Here is a 17,501-nt window from a genome sequence, read left to right on the forward strand (position 1 = left end):
TCATGAAAGCTATAAAATCATCAAAAACCTTAAAATTTGACCTTACAGATAGCCAGGATGTATTTTTAGAAATCACTGTATCATCTACGGGGGCTTGTAGTACGCTAGTTACTATTCCCGGGATAAAAGAATTTGAATATGAAAAAAGAGAGAAAATAGGATTATTTAAAGATCTTAAGGGAAAAACTATTGAAATTAATCATGAGTTTTCTTTTGAAGGTATTCCAAAGAAAAATTTAGATAATGCTATCCAACAAACGCAGATTACTTACTCTGTACTTAATGTAATTGGCCCTTTACAGCCTTTTAAAAAAAGAACAAGCAAAGATTTGGATAGCGAGGAGAGGATTAGTTCTGTAAAATTTATAACCATTGAACATATTACCTTATGAAAAATTATATTTTAATCCTTATTTTCTTTCCTTTGGTCTTTTATGCACAGCAAAAAAAAGATATTAATATTGAGTTGAAAGAATTAGAAATTACAACAGCGCCTTCCGTTGTCCTTTTAGGAGTTTCTCCATCAGAGCTTGAAATTGTTAAATCAAAAAAAGCAATTGTCTTAAGTTTAGTAAATTCATTTAAAAAAAGTGAGGGAATTCCAGACAGTTATGCTTTTGAAGTGACACCATTCTGGCTATTACCATCAAGTAATATGAACTCCTCAAAATATGCTGGATATAGCACAGAGAAAGTTAATGAAAGTGAAGTGAAGCATAAATGGAATATTTTCAGCGAAGTCAAAAAAGCTTCACTTTCATTAGGGTTCGTGAGAGATCTATCATTAGGAACAGGGGATGAAATGAAAAATCCTTCATTTGCATTCAGTGTCAGAAGTACATTGATTAGAGTTCGGACAAAGAAAAATAAAGATTCCATACTTGCTCATGATGCAAGACTGAAAACAGTTTTAAGCAATATTAACAAGGATTGGGTACATTCAAACGAACATAAACTATTAAGTGATTCGTGTGATAAAGCGGGGGTTAAGGATGATGTGCGAGGTGAAATCTTTGAAAAAGGAAAAGCACGCTTCAAAAAGAAATTTGCTGAAAAGTATAAAAGCTCCAAAGAAGCCGACTATTATAGAAATCTTTTAGAAGCTCCACCTCTCATTTCCGCAGATTTTGCAGGAGGTTACAGTACTTTTTTCTCCGATAATAATTTTTCAAATAATCACTTTGGAAAATTAGGATTTTGGTTAACATTCAATACAGGGTTTGATTTTGCAAAAAGTGACGAACCTAATGTAGAAAAAAGGCTTAATTTCTATGGAATAGTAAGATATTTGGATGATGGAACAAATTTAGATGCCAATCAACAGTTTTTAAGAACAAAAAACTATGATATAGGAGGGAAAGCTGAGTTTACCTATAAAAGATTCTCTATTTCCTATGAGTATATCTATAGAATTAATGATATTGATAAAACATTTCGTTCTAGTGGTTTGATTGCCTATAAGGTTTCTGATAAAGTATACATTAATGCTGCCTTCGGGAAGAATTATGGAGAAAAAGATAACCTGATTTCCTTTTTAGGTCTTAATTGGGGACTAGATTCTGAAAAAAAGAGCATTTTTGTAGAGACTCCTAATGAGAAAAAGATTCAATAGCTACATCATAATTTAGAATAAAAACCTTTTTGAGTATTCTCTTCAAAAAGGTTTTTTTATTTCTTTTAAAGTTAGAATTATCATAATATAAATTAACTAAAATTTAACTCGGATTTATCTCAAAAAAATCCCTCGAAATACCCCTAAAAGTTAAATTTTGATTAAATTTGTCTAAACTAAAAAAAATAAAAAATGAGTGCAATTTCTTACATAGAAGCAAGACAGATTTTAGATTCCAGAGGAAATCCTACCATTGAAGTAGATGTATTTACAGAAAGCGGGGCAATGGGCCGTGCAGCTGTACCTTCAGGAGCATCTACAGGAGAACACGAAGCGGTAGAATTACGTGACGGTGGTTCAGAATATCAGGGAAAAGGAGTTCTGAAAGCTGTTGAAAATGTAAAAGAAGTAATTGCAGAGAATTTAGTTGGACAGCCGGTTTTCGAACAAAACTATATCGATCAGATTATGATTGATCTTGACGGAACGCCTAACAAAGGAAATCTTGGAGCTAATGCTATTCTTGGTGTTTCTCTAGCGGTAGCCAGAGCTGCTGCTGCTGAATTGGGAATGCCTCTTTATAAATATGTTGGTGGAGTAAATGCCAATACACTTCCGGTTCCAATGATGAATGTAATCAACGGTGGATCTCACTCAGATGCTCCTATCGCATTCCAGGAATTTATGATCATGCCGGTAAAAGCAGATTCTTTCTCTCACGCTTTGAGAAAAGGAACTGAAATTTTCCACAATTTAAAATCGATCCTTAAAGGAAGAGGTCTTTCTACAGCAGTAGGAGACGAAGGAGGTTTTGCTCCTACTTTCAACGGAACAGAAGATGCTTTGGATACTTTACTTCAGGCGATCGAAAAAGCAGGATACAAGCCTGGTGACGACATTATGTTGGCATTAGACTGTGCGGCTTCAGAATTCTACAAAGACGGAACTTACGATTACAGAAAATTCGAAGGAGACAAAGGCGCTCACAGATCAAGAGAAGAGCAGGTTTCTTACCTTGCAGAATTGGCTGCTAAATATCCGATCATCTCTATCGAAGACGGTATGCAGGAAGATGACTGGGAAGGATGGAAAATGCTTACAGATAAAATCGGTGACAGAGTACAGTTGGTAGGTGACGATTTATTCGTAACAAACGTAGACAGATTATCAAGAGGTGTAAAAGAAGGTATTGCCAACTCCATCCTTGTAAAAGTAAACCAGATTGGTTCTCTTTCTGAAACAATGGCTGCTGTACAAATGGCTCAGAATAACAAATTCACTTCAGTAATGTCTCACAGATCAGGAGAAACTGAAGATTCTACAATTGCTGATTTAGCCGTAGCAATGAACTGTGGACAGATCAAAACAGGTTCAGCTTCAAGATCAGACAGAATGGCAAAATACAACCAGTTATTGAGAATTGAAGAAGCTTTAGGTGAAACTGCAATTTTCCCAGGATTGGAAGCTTTTAAAATCAAAAGATAATTAATCGAATTTATAAATAACGGCAAGCGAAATTTTTAGTTTGCCGTATTTTATGGAAAGTGGTATATTTAAAAAAAAAAAATAAATAAATAATGTCAGACAACAAAGTAATATTGAATTACGACGGTAATTCATATGAATATCCAATCGTGGATAGTACTATCGGAGACAGAGGGATTGATATTTCAAAATTAAGAGACCAGACAGGTTTGATCACTCTGGATTTAGGTTACAAAAATACAGGGGCTACTATTAGCGACATCACTTACTTAGACGGAGATAAAGGAGAATTATTCTACAGAGGTTATCCAATCGAGCAGATTGCTGAGAAATCTAACTTCACTGAAGTAATGTATCTTTTATTACATGGAGAATTACCTACTCAGGATCAGTTTACTTCATTCGACAACAACATTAAAAAATATAACTTCATCGCAGACGAAATGAAAAAAATCATTGATGTTTTTCCTCGTTCTGCTCACCCTATGGGAGTTTTATCTTCTATGACGTCTGCTTTGACAGCTTTCAACCCGAAAGCAGTTAATGTAAACTCTAAAGAAGAAATGGATCATGCTGCTGAGCTTATGATCGCTAAGTTCTCTCACCTTTGTGCCTGGACTTACAGAAAAACTCAAGGTTTACCATTAAACCACGGTGATAACAACCTGAACTACGTAGAAAACTTCTACAAAATGGCATTCAGATTACCAAACGCTGATTTCGAAATCGATCCGGTAGTAGTAAATGCTTTAGATAAATTATTAATCCTTCACGCAGATCACGAACAAAACTGTTCTACTTCTACAGTAAGAATGGTAGGTTCTGCTCACACAGGTCTTTTCGCTTCTATCTCTGCTGGGGTATCTGCACTTTGGGGACCACTTCACGGTGGTGCTAACCAGGCAGTAATCGAAATGCTTGAATTGATCGAAAAAGATGGAGGTGACGTATCTAAATATGTTGCTAAAGCTAAAGATAAAGGAGATAGCTTCCGTCTAATGGGATTCGGACACAGAGTTTACAAAAACTTCGACCCAAGAGCGAAAATCATCAAGAAAGCTGCTGATGATATCCTTAAAGCATTAGGTATCCAGGATAAAGCTCTTGACATTGCAATGCAGTTAGAAAGAGTAGCTCTTGAAGACGAGTACTTCGTAGAAAGAAAACTATATCCAAACGTAGACTTCTACTCAGGTATCATCTACAGAGCATTAGGAATTCCTACAGAAATGTTTACCGTAATGTTTGCATTAGGAAGACTTCCAGGATGGATTTCTCAGTGGAAAGAAATGAGACTGAAAGGAGACCCGATCGGAAGACCAAGACAGGTTTACCAAGGTGCTCAGGAAAGAAACTACATCGACATCGCAAGCAGATAATATTTGCTTATACCATAAAAGAATCCCAAAGCTTGCTTTGGGATTCTTTGTTTTTAATGATTAGGAGCTATTTCCCGCTATCCACTCATACTCCTCACTCCTCCGCATTTCCGGCGCATGTTGCGGGGTAACCGTTTCTATCGGGGCTAGGATATAATCAATATCAATAGAAAAGGGCTTTAGCCCGTTACCCAATAGACAAAACTTCCATTGGCTTTAGCCCAAACCTAGAATCTCCCATATTAATTTTCAAGAAAACATCAATCTATCTGGAATTCAATCCAATAATTTATTAAATTTACTTTTGCATAATATAAGTTTCGGTTAAAACCAAATGATTGTTTTTTTTGATTAAACGGACTAAAGTCCGTTTCTATTGATCAGGAATTTGTGCTTTTGTGCGAATTATTTATGCAATTTGTATTTAAAATTAAAGCTAACAAATCATGACTTTCGGAGAACAGATGTTATTTTTCTTCAGTGCAGTAGGAGCATTCAACGGACTTTTGCTGGGCATTTATCTGCTGTTTGTTAAAAAACTGAAATACCTTCCCGATTTTTTCCTTGGAATTCTTCTCTTAATGCTAAGCTCAAGAGTAGCGATTTCTGTATGCTTTTATTTTTATCCCGATTTACCCAGAATTATCGCACATTTAGGGCTTTCAGCCTTATTTTTTACCGGGCCGGCTTTATATTATTATGTGAAATCTTCCTTCCGGCAGGATCAGTTTGATTGGAAGAGCTGTAAGAAATGGTTTGGAATACTAACCCTTATTTTAGGGGTTGTAGGTTTATTATATCTGGTATTTCCTATTACGTGGGATCACTATTTTGCTACTTTTATCTATACCGTTTGGTCTGTATTTATATTTCTTACGGTCTATCAGTATTTTATTTTACTTAAACAGAATCATAAAAGTCCGAACAATTTTGTACTTCCGATTCTGGTCAGCAATGTGATTATATTTTTGAGCTATCAGCTTATTTCGACAGGCTGGTTACAAATCTATTGTGCAGGAGGAAGTCTTGTGTTCTCGTTCGTGCTTTATGCCAATTTTTTAATTTTATTTAATAAAAAATACCAGCAGCTTCCGTCAAAAGAAACAGAAAAATATTCCAATAAAAAGATTTCCGGAGAACAGGCGGATAGTTTTGTATCGAAACTGGAAAGATTAATGGATACAGAAGAGCTTTATAAAAATCCGAATTTAAAATTGAGTGATCTGGCTTCAAGAATGAATATGTCTGCACATCAGCTTTCTCAATTGCTGAATGATAATCTGGGGAAAAGTTTTGCTACCTGCATCAATGAATACCGAATCAATGATGCCTGTGAAAAAATAGAAAATGGCTCTTATCTGAAAATTGAAGAGATAGGATATGAAGTTGGATTCAATTCCAAATCAACTTTCTTTTCCACATTTAAGAAAATAAAAAATACAACACCTCTTTTGTATAAACAATCTCAAACCATTACTGAGCCTAGGTTTCAGAGTTCAAATTTATAATTCAGTACTGCGGAATTTCAATTTCAAAACCGTATTGCTACCACAAGCCGATACTTTTGATTTCATAAAATTTAAAATTTATGATCATCAAATTATGGCTTTTACTGCTTATGCTATTTTTATCATTTTTTGGTAAAGCGCAGAAAAAGGTAAATGGAAAAGTTCCAGATTCTCTGGCTGAGGTAAAATCTTCCACAACGAATATTTCAGAAGTCATCATTCAATCCGCACCTCGAAAGATGAAATTGAATGAAGGCAATCTTGTACTATCTGTTGCCGGAAATAAAGATTTTAAAACGTCTACTCATCTTCTCGATGTCCTGAGAAAAACTCCTGGGGTTACCGTAGATCAGGAAGACGGAATTTTTATCGGCGGTAGGATTACTCCAGCTGTTCTTATTGATGGAAAACCTGTGGTGATGAGTAACCAGGAATTGCAGGCTTATTTACGGTCTTTATCCCCTGAAATGGTAGAATCTATAGAGGTAAATACCAATCCGTCTTCGAAATATGATGCAGAATTTAAAGGAATTATTGATATTAAGCTAAAAAAGAATATAAATCTCGGCTGGAAAGCTGCCTATAATGGAAATATATATATCAATAAATTCAACTATCGGGAAAATGCACTCAATGTATCTTATCATAAAGGAAAAGTAACGTACAGTGTTCAGGCTGGCTATAATGAAGGCGTTTCAACCTATCGTTATCATGCTTTACAGCATTTGGCGAATACTAATATTATGCGTACTCAGACGTATCAGGAAGACTTGGGAAAAGTGTACAGTCTGCAAGCCGGAATTGATTTCAGGCTGAATGATAAAAACAGGTTGGGTATCAATCTGAGAGGAAACTTCCGGAATAACAACCGTGCACGCAACGGATCACTGTATACAACAGATAAAAATGAAACTCAATTGGTACTGAATACAGCCAGCGAAAACCCTACAGATTATTCACAGGATAACTATGGGATTACAACGGATTATTCTTTTCAGGGCAAAGGATTTAAACTGAGTTTTTTAGGAAACTATCTTTCAGTTAAAAATAAACAGAATGATGATTTTATCAATAGAGATAAAGGTACATCGAAAGTACTGTCGTATTGGAAATCTGACCTGATTAATAAAATTACCATTTATACTGCGCAAATAGATGCTTCCCAAAAAATAAATAATGCCAATATTGAAGCAGGTGTGAAATACAGTCATTCTGATACCCATAATAATATCCGGTATGATACATTATCTGTGGGAAATCAGTTTGTATTTGACCCTACACGAAGTAATATATTCTCCTATAAAGAAAAAATATGGGCAGGTTATCTGGCTTATAAACAGAAAATAGGGGATTTTCAAATCAATGCAGGATTAAGATTTGAAAACACAAACAGTATTTCCAACGCTATTACCATGGATTCTGTTGTTTCCAGAAATTATCTGAAATGGCTGCCTTCTTTAAATGCAAGTTATACTTTTAATACATCCAGTGAATTTTCCCTTTCTTACAGCAGAAGAATCACCAGACCGGCATTCTCTCAACTCAATCCCTTCAGGTTTTATTTCAGTCCGCTAAATTACTGGATTGGAAATCCTTATTTATTGCCTTCCTTTACCAGTCAGATCAAAGTAACGTATCGATATAAAAACTGGATCACAAGCTTTACTGTTGGAAAAGAAAAAGATGTGATGACCCGCTATCCTCTTTATAATCCGGAAACCAATGTTCTGGAGTATTTAGGAACGAATCTTCCCTATCGGAATTTTGCTATTCTGGAGACCAGCTTTCCGGTCAGAATTGCAAAATGGTGGAATATCACCAGCCAGATTGCAGGATATTACAATTATGAATTCAGACCCTATCTGGATGAGGTCTTTGCGTTGAATATTTATAATTATGAAATAAGATTGAATCAGGTATTTTCTCTTCCAAAAGGAATTACACTCAATCTATTCGGTAGTTATGAATCCAAAACTGGAAATAGCCTTTACATCATTCAACCAAGATATACCATAGATGTATCAGTTCAGAAGTCATGGTTTGATAATAAATTGAACACGAAGATTGGTTTTAATAATCTATTGGATTCATACGAGCAGAGACTGGAATTCCGACATAAACAGATTATGGATAACCGTTTTACCCATTGGTGGGATAGCAGTAGGTTGATATTTTCACTCAGTTATACAATGGGAAGCTCAAAATATCAGGTCAAAGAAACCCAAAAGACAGAAGAAGAAAACAGAGCGAGATAAGAAAACCTGCTTTTTTAAGCAGGTTTTCGTTTTTTATTATGGGCATACACAATTACCACATGTCCAGATGGTGCAATTGCCTTCAGCATCCCACTCGCAGCAGTATCTTGGTCTTATTGCGATTCCGCCTATTACTGATTTTTGTTGCTCTCTTCCTAGTTTTTGTGCATGTTTCAGCACTTTAATGTTCTTGTTCATGACTTTGATTTTTGGTGTTAATAGTTAAGTTTTATGATCTATAATTTCGCGAAAATTATATCACTAATATAGGAAATTAAATAATATAATTATCTGTTTTTTTGTTCTTATGTAGATGGAAAATAGTAAGTTGTAGATGTTTTTGGGACTATTCACTGCAATTAGCCAAACAGACAAGGAAATTTTGTTGAAGAGGGTTGATTTTAGAGATCAAATTTAATACATAAAATAATCCAAAAGTTTTATAGATAGAGACCTTTACTTATATTTGTAGTATTGCATAAATCTTTATGAGACTAAATATTAAAAACGAAACGGGTAGGCTGAAGTCAGTAGTTCTAGGCCAACCTAATTCATTGGGACCAGTTCCCACACTAGAGGAAAGTTATGACGCAAAGTCATATTACTCAATCGAACACAACATTTATCCTAAAGAAGAGGATATTATCAATGAAATGAACGCTTTTGAAGCGGTTTTAAAAAAGTATGACGTTGAAGTTTTGCGTCCTAGTATCATCCAAGACTACAATCAGGTTTTTTCGAGAGATGTAGCCTTTGTTATTGATGATAAAATGATCATTTCCAATGTGATTGCAGACAGAGCAGATGAGCAGGAAGCCTACAAAAGTGTTTTTGAAAAAGTAGCATGGAGAAAAATTATTAATCTTCCCGAAACCGCACATATTGAAGGAGGAGATGTAATCGTATGGAATGACTTTATCTTCATCGGAACCTGTTTCAGTGAAGATTACAGAAACTATAAAACGGCAAGAACCAACGAGTATGCCATTGAAATCCTGAAAGAATATTTTCCAAAGAAAAGAATCATCGATCTGGAATTGAAGAAAAACGATAAAGTTCCGTTTGAAGGAATTCTACATTTGGACTGCACATTTAATCCCGTAGGAGAAGACAAATGTATCATTTATAAAAACGGATTCGTAGACGAAAGTGATTACCGTTTAATCCTTGATATTTTCGGAGAAGAAAACTGTTTCCATATCAATGATGAAGAAATGTTTGAAATGTTCCCGAATATTTTCTCTATTTCTCCTGATGTAGTGGTTTCAGACAAAGCATTCACAAGAATGAATGACCATTTGAGAAACGAGTGGGGAATGACTGTTGAAGAAATTCCTTACAGAGAAATATCTAAAATGGGTGGTTTGTTGAGATGTTCTACAATGCCGCTTGTGAGAGAATAATGGAATGGGATAGTTTTAGTGTTTGAGAGCGGAAGAGTTTTAGAGTCTGAGCGTTAGAGTGTTGGTGAGTTTGAATATTTTTTTAATTTTAAAAAAAATATTTGGGTATGTCGACAATTAAATTTCATCAAGACTTAAAAGTTTATCAACAATCATTTGAAACAGCACAGTTGATTTATGAACTCTCAAAATTTTTTCCTAAAGAAGAGCTTTATTCACTTACAGATCAGATCGGAAGATCATCAAGATCGGTAACAGCAAATATTAGTGAGGCTTGGGGCAAAAGAAAATATGAAAAATCCTTCATCGCTAAGCTTACAGATTCAGAGGGTGAAGCAAGAGAAACCCAAACATGGCTCCAGTTTGTCTTTGCTTGCCATTATATGAATGAAGAGCAATACAATAATTTGCACAACAAGTATAACCAAATAATAGGGATGTTAGTTAATATGATGAGCCAGTCAGAAAAGTGGTGCTCATTTTCTTCGGCAAATAAAGGAGAGAATAATTTGTAAAACGCTGTTCAGACACTCAAACTCTAATACACTAACACCCTCAAACTTATAAAAAATGCAAACAACAGATACAGTATTAATGATAGAGCCGATTGCATTCGGTTACAACGCTGAAACAGCGAAAAATAATTATTTCCAGGTAGAACAGACAGGTTCTGATATCCAGTCAAAAGCTTTGGCTGAGTTCAATACTTTTGTCGGAAAACTGAGAGAAAGAGGAATCAATGTGATTACCATAAAAGATACTTTAGACCCTCATACTCCGGATTCTATTTTCCCGAATAACTGGGTAAGTTTTCATAAAGACGGAAAAGTAGTTTTATATCCGATGTTCGCATCCAACAGAAGAGTGGAAAGAAGAGATGATATTATTGAAAGTATCCAGGAACAGGGATTTGAAGTAGTTGAGGTGGATGACTGGTCTTTTTCTGAAACTCAGGGACATTTCCTGGAAGGAACAGGAAGCATGATTTTTGATCATGACAATAAAATTGCATATGGTTCTGTTTCTTTGAGACTGGATGAAAAACTGTTCAGAGAATTCTGTACAAAATACGGATTTACTCCTGTTGTTTTCCATTCATTCCAGACGGTAGGAACGGAAAGACTTCCAATCTATCACACCAATGTAATGATGTGTGTGGCGGATAAGTTTGTTGTAATCTGTCTTGACTGTATCGATGATGAGCTGGAAAGAGAAAAAGTAACAGAAACGATTAAAGGTTCAGGAAAAGAAATCATCGAAATTTCTGAAGAACAGATGCAGCAGTTTGCAGGAAATATGCTTCAGGTTCAGAACAAAGAAGGCGAGAAGTTTCTGGTAATGAGCCAGACAGCTTATCAGTCTTTATCTTCAGAACAGGTAGCTGCTATTGAAAAATACTGCGAAATTATTTATTCAGACCTGAATACCATTGAAGTAAATGGTGGAGGAAGCGCAAGATGTATGCTTGCTGAGGTTTTTCTTCCAAAAAAATAATATATTTACGAAAAAATTAATTGAACCCATTATCAAGTAAAGGTTTACATATTCTTCTGACTTTGGAAACAGAGTCAGAAGATTTGTTATTAGACAGCAAAGGTTTTCTGACGTTTACAGAAGAGATTCTGAAAACAAAGGATGTAGAAATTGTAGGAGTTACCAATCATATTTTTGAAAATGAGAGTTTTACTTCCGCAGTAATCCTGAAAGAGTCTCACCTTTGTATCCACACGTGGCCGGAATTTAAACAGCTTACTTTTGATGTTTTTCTTTGTAATTATACACAGGATAATACCACAAAAGTAGAGCAGATTGCAGATGATGTGGTTCAGTATTTTAAAGCTAATACCATTCAGAAACACAAAATTTACAGATAAAAAATGCATTATGTCTGCCCAGCATGCGAATCAGAAAATACATTAGATCTCAATTTTCCTATCGAGGAATATGTTTGTATCACCTGCTCTCATCTCATTGATGTAGCCGGAAATAAAAAGATTAAACATTTGAAAGTACCGACAGAAAACGTTGTCTTGGACGTCGGACAGAAAGGAAAAATTGAAGGTGTAGAATATACCGTTGTATCAATTGTTGTCAGAAAATACGGAAACAGTATTTTCTGGCGGGAATATTCTTTAAAAGACAGCAAAGGAAATGATGCTTTCCTAAGTGAGAGCGATGGGCATTGGGTTTTCCTGATCTCAATACATCCTGATGATTTTAAAGGTAAAGATTCAAAATTACCAACCTATCTTGGGAGAACTTACCGCTGGTATGAAAACACTCCATGTACTATCGATGCAGCAACAGGTTTTTTTGATGAACACCTGGATTTCAGCATTGCTACCTACAAAGAATATGTCAACGGAACCCGTATGATCTCTCAGGAAAAGACCGCTAAGAAAAGCCAGTATTTTTATGGAGTTCACATTTCAAAGCATGATGTAAAAAGAGCTTTTAAAATAGCTCACATGCCTTATTATACAGGAGTGGGGATCGTTCAGCCTTATTATTTTGATATCAAACAGATGGTCAACATCTTTTGTGTGGCTGCATTAATGATATGTCTGCTTCAGTTGTATGTTTATACTTCGAGAACCAACGAAACCGTTTTTGCGGAGACCATCAATTTTGCAGATGTACAGGACAAGGAAATGGTGAGCAAAAGTTTTACCCTTTCAGGAGGTTCAGCACCATTAAAGGTGAATGTATTTTCAGGTGTTGATAATTCCTGGGCAAATATCCAGCTGAGTCTTGTGAATGAAAAAACCAATGAAATCATCTATACCTCCAAAGATATCGAACAGTATCATGGTTACGAAGATGGAGAAAGTTGGTCTGAGGGAAGTCAGTCCGAAGAATTTAATCTGTGCGGAGTAAGCTCCGGACAATATCACTTTCTTATTTCTGCAGAGAAAGAAGGAGCTTTGCCAACATTTTCCAACCTTCAGTCTCCAGATTCAAAGGTGATGATATCACGGGATAAATCAGGAACTATAGAAATCACTGATCTGTTTAAGGCTCAAACTACAGCCTTTACAGACGGAAAGACTTTAGAAAAAGATACAACAGAATTGGGTAAACTGGTAAAAGCATCGTTCGGAACGTCAAAAATAGATTCTCTGATCAATGCTGAAGCACCTAAACTTACTACAGATCCCATTTCAAGCAATACTTATGTACAACTCAAGGCAACCTGGCTTCCCGTTTCATTCTGGAATTTTGGATTCATTTTATTCATAATGATTGCACTCTTTGTAGCGATGTGGATAGGAAGACATTTCTTTAATGTGAATAAATGGAAGAATAGTTCAAACACCCCATACGCCACATCATGATAACTAATATTTTACAATACATAAGACAAAACTGGATGCTCTGCCTGATTGGGGGGCTTTTCATGACCTGGTTTGTATATCTTACCTATCAGGGAAATCAGGTCTGCGATTGTGCCAAAACGGAAACATATCGGGACGGAACCACAAGAAGTCATTCCAGAGTAGGATTCTACAGATACTATCACAAATAAAAATATAAAAACTATGGACAACATCAATTTCTTACCAATACTAAACTCGGTTCTTTATTCATTTTTAGGAATCGCTATTTTGCTGGTGTGCTATTTCGTTATTGAAAAGCTTACTCCGGAAAAAACATGGCACGAGATCGCTCAGAATAAAAATATAGCATTAGCTATTGTTTTCGGAGCATTTATCATCGGAATTTCAATGATTATAAGCGCAGCAATTCATGGATAAGAAGAGGATTCCTCTTGAGCTGCTTTTATTGTTTTCAGTATTCGTCATTGCTACATGTGGATTGATTTATGAGCTGGTGGCCGGAGCCCTGGCGAGCTATCTTTTAGGAGACTCTGTAAAGCAGTTTTCTTTCATTATCGGGGTATACCTCTTTTCAATGGGTGTAGGTTCCTATCTTGCGAAATTCATCAAAGGAAATCTTATTGATAAATTCATTGAGATCGAAATCCTGGTAGGAATCGTAGGCGGAATCAGCTCTGTAGTGCTGTTTATTCTGTTTAATACACTCGCACACTTTGAAAGCGTTTTATATCTTTTTGTCTTTTTCACGGGCTGTCTTGTAGGAGTGGAAATTCCGCTTCTGATGAATATTCTGAAAGACCGTGTAAAGTTTAAAGATTTAGTTTCAAATGTCTTTGCATTCGATTATATCGGAGCTTTATTAGCGTCGATTCTTTTTCCATTGGTGTTGATTCCAAAGTTAGGAATCGTCAAAACACCTTTGTTTTTCGGATTGATCAATATTTCTATTGCGATATTCCTGTGCTATTATCTTACGAAAGAATTATCAAAACCGTTATCGTTAAAAGTAAAATCTATTGCAGCATTTGCATTTCTGTTAGGCCTTTTCTTTTTCTCGGATACGATTTTGTCTTATTCTGAAGAAAAGCTATATGGCGAAAATGTGGTTTATACCAAAAGTTCACCCTATCAAAGAATTGTTTTAACGAGAAATACACATGAGTTCCGTTTATATTTAAATAACAACTTACAGTTTTCATCCACCGATGAATACCGTTATCATGAAGCATTAGTACATCCGGCGATGTCTATGGCAAAAAACATTGATAACGTTCTGATTCTTGGTGGTGGTGATGGTTTTGCAGCCAGAGAAGTATTGAAATACAAAGATGTTAAAAAAGTGACACTCGTAGATTTGGACGGTGAAATGACTCAGTTTTTCAAGACGAATGAAACCATGCGCAGGTTAAACCAAAATTCGTTTTCCAATCCGAAAGTAGAAATCATCAATAAAGATGCTTACATTTGGGTAAAAGACAGCAAAAAGAAATTTGACGTCATTATCATAGACTTTCCAGATCCGTCCAATTACAGCTTAGGAAAACTCTATTCCCTGCAGTTTTATAAAGAACTGGAGAAGCTGACAACACTTGATACCAAAATCGTGGTTCAGACCACTTCTCCGTATTTTGCTCCGAAATCTTTCTGGTGTATTGAGAAAACAATCAATCAGATTTTTCCTTTCACAGCAGCATATCACACCTATGTTCCGTCCTTTGGAGAATGGGGATTTTCTATGGCTTCCTTTGAGCCCATCAACAACAGAGTTTACAGAAAGCTTCCCGGCTTAAAATATTATGATTATAACTTTTCGCAGATGTCTTATTTTAATAAAGATATGAAAGTGAAAGATGTAGAAGTTAACCGTCTGGATAACCAGATATTAGTCCGTTATTTCGATGAAGAGTGGGGGAAAGTACAGTAGAAAGGATTTTCTTAAAACTATATTTTTAGGTAGTCTTATGCTTCCCTTTTTGCAGTATTGTGGAAAGAAAGTAAAAGCGTTGCTGCTGAAAATTACAGGTACAAACCATGTTCTTGGACATAAGCTATGGGCAAAAGATTTTCCACAATTTTCAGAAGTTATCCACACAAAATATCTTATCGTAGGTGGTGGGATTTCCGGACTTTCCGCATGCAGATTCTTTAGTCAGAATAATGAGAAAGATTATCTTCTTTTGGAAATGGAAAACCATCTGGGAGGAAACTCTTCCAACGGGCAGAATTCATTTTCAAAATTCCCTTTAGGAGCTCATTATTTACCTTTACCTAATAAGGAAAACGTAGAAATAATAGATTTCCTGAAAGAGTGTAAAATCTGCCTGGGAACAGAAGAAAACGGTGAACCTATTCTTGATGAATACCAAATGACTTTTCCACAGCAGGAAAGACTTTTCTATAAAAACTCCTGGCAAAATGATATTGTGCCTCAGAGAGGTATTTCGGCAGAAACACAGCAGGAGCTTAACCGTTTTTTTAAGTTGATGGATGAGCTTCGTATCAGGAAAGATATCCAGGGAAAATATTGGTTCGCCATTCCCGTACATGATTCCAGTAGGGAAGATGAGGTTGTAAAACTTGAAAAAATCATTTTTAAAGATTGGCTTAAGGAAAATAACTACCAGTCGGAAGAACTTCTCTGGTTGCTGGATTATTCCTGCAGAGACGATTTCGGTTTAGGAATAGACTATGTTTCAGCTTGGGCAGGTATTCATTATTTTGCCGGAAGAAAAAACAACTGGAGTACGAAATACAAAGATCAGGTTTTCACATGGCCGGAAGGAAATGCAAGGCTGGCAAAACATTTTTCAAAATACACAGAAGGAAAACACATACCAGAAAACTTAGTTTTTGATGTGAAAATCAAGGATAAAGTTGAGGTATTGAGTTTTGATAATGCCCAGAAGAAAACGAAAAAGATCATTGCGGATAAAGTACTGTTTGCATCACCTCAGTTTGTGAATGAAAGAATTTTTAATCAAAAAAGAGCATCCTCGTTCCATTATGTTCCCTGGCTTTTAACAACGATTACGCTGAAAAATGAATTTGGTGGAGATGAAGAACTGGCCTGGGATAATGTGATTTATGGTACTTCCGGATTGGGATATATTTTTGATCAACATCAGAATCTGAACCAGATTATAGGTGAAAAAGTAATTACCCATTACAGGAGTTTCTCAACGGCAGATGGCAAAAAAGCGAGGAAAAAACTTTATGCCCTGAAAGAATCTGAACTGAAAGATTTAGTTTTGGATGATCTGAAGAAAGCCCATCCATTGATAGAAGATTTCATCCTGGAAATGCAGTTTCATAAAATAGGACATGCGATGATAGCTCCCGTTCCCAACCAGATTTTTGGAGAAGAAACCCAAAAAGCGAAAGATTCCATAGAAGGAAAAATTTTCTTTGCCCACTCTGATCTTTCCGGAATATCTATTTTTGAAGAAGCCTTTTATCAGGGAATCCGAACTGCAGGACAAATGATACAATAATACAATGAAACAACCGTGGATACATAATGCAAAAACAGACTGGTGGTTTATTTTATCACCACCTTTTGTTGTATTGTTGATTATTTTTCTTTTTCAGAAACAGATTCAAGGGCTGGAAAATCATTATTCCTTTTACACATGGCTTTTCCTGATCGTTTTTGTGGATGTGGCTCATGTATATTCTACGCTGTTCAAAACGTATTTCGTAAAGGGAGAAATACAAAAAAATAAACTGCTTTATCTCGGAATTCCTGCGGTAAGCTGGATTTTAGGGATTATTCTGTTTCAATTCGGAAGTCTGACATTCTGGTCGGTACTGGCATTGATAGCCGTTTTTCATTTTATACGCCAGCAATATGGCTTTATGAGAATCTACGCCCGCTTTGAACCGAATAACTGGAGCAAAAGAATAGATGAGATTGCCGTTTATTCTGCTACTATTTTTCCGATGTTGTACTGGTTTAAAACTCCTCGTGCTTTCACATGGTTCGTCAACAACGAATTTGACTGGCTTCAAAATCTTCCGGATTACATTCCTTTTATTACGGTGATCTATTTTACAATTCTGATTATTTGGATTGTTAAAATGGCTTTTGAAGTTTTTAAAACAAAAAATATTAACATTCCTAAAACAGCACTGATCTCCGGGACTTTCCTTTCCTGGTATTTTGGGATTATCTATTTTAACAATGATCTTTTGTTTACTTTTCTGAATGTGGTTTCTCACGGAATTCCCTATATCGCATTGATCTACATCCGGGAAATACAACAAAAAGAAAATCATCAGATGAATTGGATGCTGATTTTTAAATCTTTTTCAGGAATCCTTTTGTTCATAGGAATTCTTTTAGGCTTTGCTTTCCTGGAAGAATTTTTGTGGGAAACTCTGGTATGGAATGAACATTTTTCCCTGAATGTGATGGTTTCTGAAAACTGGCTTCAGTTCCTGATTCCTTTATTGGTTGTTCCGCAGCTCACTCACTATCTGCTGGATGGCTTTATTTGGAGAAAACCCAAAAAAGTTACCTAA

The 17,501-nt window shown here is 35.7% G+C and carries 16 protein-coding genes; all 16 read left to right on the forward strand.

Annotated elements, in window-relative coordinates:
* Nucleotides 1-2: 2 nt before the first annotated feature.
* The 16 genes from ACKTTZ_RS10750 (at nucleotide 3) to ACKTTZ_RS10825 (ending at nucleotide 17,501) form a co-directional block, all read left to right on the forward strand.
* Nucleotides 3-392: a hypothetical protein gene (locus ACKTTZ_RS10750; protein WP_034694710.1), complete on the forward strand. Its 390-nt coding sequence runs from the start codon at nucleotides 3-5 to the stop codon at nucleotides 390-392.
* On the forward strand, nucleotides 389-1,612 hold the full coding sequence (locus ACKTTZ_RS10755; protein WP_253316326.1) for a hypothetical protein: 1,224 nt from the start codon (nucleotides 389-391) through the stop codon (nucleotides 1,610-1,612). The genes ACKTTZ_RS10750 and ACKTTZ_RS10755 overlap by 4 nt, the downstream gene beginning before the upstream one ends.
* Nucleotides 1,613-1,804: 192 nt before the next feature.
* On the forward strand, nucleotides 1,805-3,097 hold the full coding sequence (gene eno, locus ACKTTZ_RS10760) for a phosphopyruvate hydratase (RefSeq protein ID WP_034694712.1): 1,293 nt from the start codon (nucleotides 1,805-1,807) through the stop codon (nucleotides 3,095-3,097).
* Between the two features lie 92 nt (nucleotides 3,098-3,189).
* Nucleotides 3,190-4,476, forward strand: coding sequence for a citrate synthase (locus tag ACKTTZ_RS10765; protein ID WP_034694713.1), 1,287 nt, complete (start codon nucleotides 3,190-3,192; stop codon nucleotides 4,474-4,476).
* A 446-nt stretch (nucleotides 4,477-4,922) separates the two neighbouring features.
* Nucleotides 4,923-5,984 carry an AraC family transcriptional regulator gene (locus tag ACKTTZ_RS10770; RefSeq protein ID WP_253316324.1) on the forward strand — a complete coding sequence of 354 codons (1,062 nt, stop codon included), beginning with the start codon at nucleotides 4,923-4,925 and terminating at the stop codon, nucleotides 5,982-5,984.
* 80 nt (nucleotides 5,985-6,064) lie between these two features.
* Nucleotides 6,065-8,239 carry a TonB-dependent receptor domain-containing protein gene (locus ACKTTZ_RS10775; protein WP_407848778.1) on the forward strand — a complete coding sequence of 725 codons (2,175 nt, stop codon included), beginning with the start codon at nucleotides 6,065-6,067 and terminating at the stop codon, nucleotides 8,237-8,239.
* Nucleotides 8,240-8,727: 488 nt separating this feature from the next.
* A complete protein-coding gene (locus tag ACKTTZ_RS10780) occupies nucleotides 8,728-9,642 on the forward strand; it encodes a dimethylarginine dimethylaminohydrolase family protein (RefSeq protein WP_253316322.1) in 915 nt (304 codons plus the stop codon).
* Between the two features lie 107 nt (nucleotides 9,643-9,749).
* Nucleotides 9,750-10,157 (forward strand): four helix bundle protein, encoded by a 408-nt coding sequence (locus tag ACKTTZ_RS10785; RefSeq protein WP_407848779.1) that lies wholly within the window; start codon nucleotides 9,750-9,752, stop codon nucleotides 10,155-10,157.
* A gap of 55 nt (nucleotides 10,158-10,212) precedes the next feature.
* A complete protein-coding gene (gene ctlX / locus ACKTTZ_RS10790) occupies nucleotides 10,213-11,136 on the forward strand; it encodes a citrulline utilization hydrolase CtlX (protein WP_034694722.1) in 924 nt (307 codons plus the stop codon).
* A gap of 20 nt (nucleotides 11,137-11,156) precedes the next feature.
* Nucleotides 11,157-11,516, forward strand: a complete 360-nt coding sequence (locus ACKTTZ_RS10795) for an S-adenosylmethionine decarboxylase family protein (RefSeq protein WP_253316320.1) — start codon at nucleotides 11,157-11,159, stop codon at nucleotides 11,514-11,516.
* Between the two features lie 3 nt (nucleotides 11,517-11,519).
* On the forward strand, nucleotides 11,520-12,977 hold the full coding sequence (locus ACKTTZ_RS10800; protein WP_407848782.1) for a DUF4178 domain-containing protein: 1,458 nt from the start codon (nucleotides 11,520-11,522) through the stop codon (nucleotides 12,975-12,977).
* On the forward strand, nucleotides 12,974-13,168 hold the full coding sequence (locus tag ACKTTZ_RS10805) for a hypothetical protein (RefSeq protein ID WP_407848784.1): 195 nt from the start codon (nucleotides 12,974-12,976) through the stop codon (nucleotides 13,166-13,168). Before ACKTTZ_RS10800 ends, ACKTTZ_RS10805 begins: the two co-directional genes overlap by 4 nt.
* 13 nt (nucleotides 13,169-13,181) lie before the next feature.
* Entirely contained in the window at nucleotides 13,182-13,397 is a 216-nt protein-coding gene (locus ACKTTZ_RS10810; RefSeq protein ID WP_062673653.1) for a DUF350 domain-containing protein, read from the forward strand.
* Entirely contained in the window at nucleotides 13,390-14,904 is a 1,515-nt protein-coding gene (locus tag ACKTTZ_RS10815; RefSeq protein WP_034694734.1) for a polyamine aminopropyltransferase, read from the forward strand. Before ACKTTZ_RS10810 ends, ACKTTZ_RS10815 begins: the two co-directional genes overlap by 8 nt.
* Nucleotides 14,905-14,941: 37 nt before the next feature.
* The gene (locus tag ACKTTZ_RS10820) at nucleotides 14,942-16,471 is read left to right on the forward strand and encodes an NAD(P)-binding protein (RefSeq protein ID WP_407848787.1); all 1,530 of its coding nucleotides are present in this window, start codon (nucleotides 14,942-14,944) and stop codon (nucleotides 16,469-16,471) included.
* Between the two features lie 4 nt (nucleotides 16,472-16,475).
* Nucleotides 16,476-17,501, forward strand: coding sequence for a hypothetical protein (locus ACKTTZ_RS10825; protein ID WP_407848789.1), 1,026 nt, complete (start codon nucleotides 16,476-16,478; stop codon nucleotides 17,499-17,501).

It is taken from the genome of Chryseobacterium sp. KCF3-3 (genome assembly GCF_045865955.1).
Lineage (GTDB): Bacteria > Bacteroidota > Bacteroidia > Flavobacteriales > Weeksellaceae > Chryseobacterium.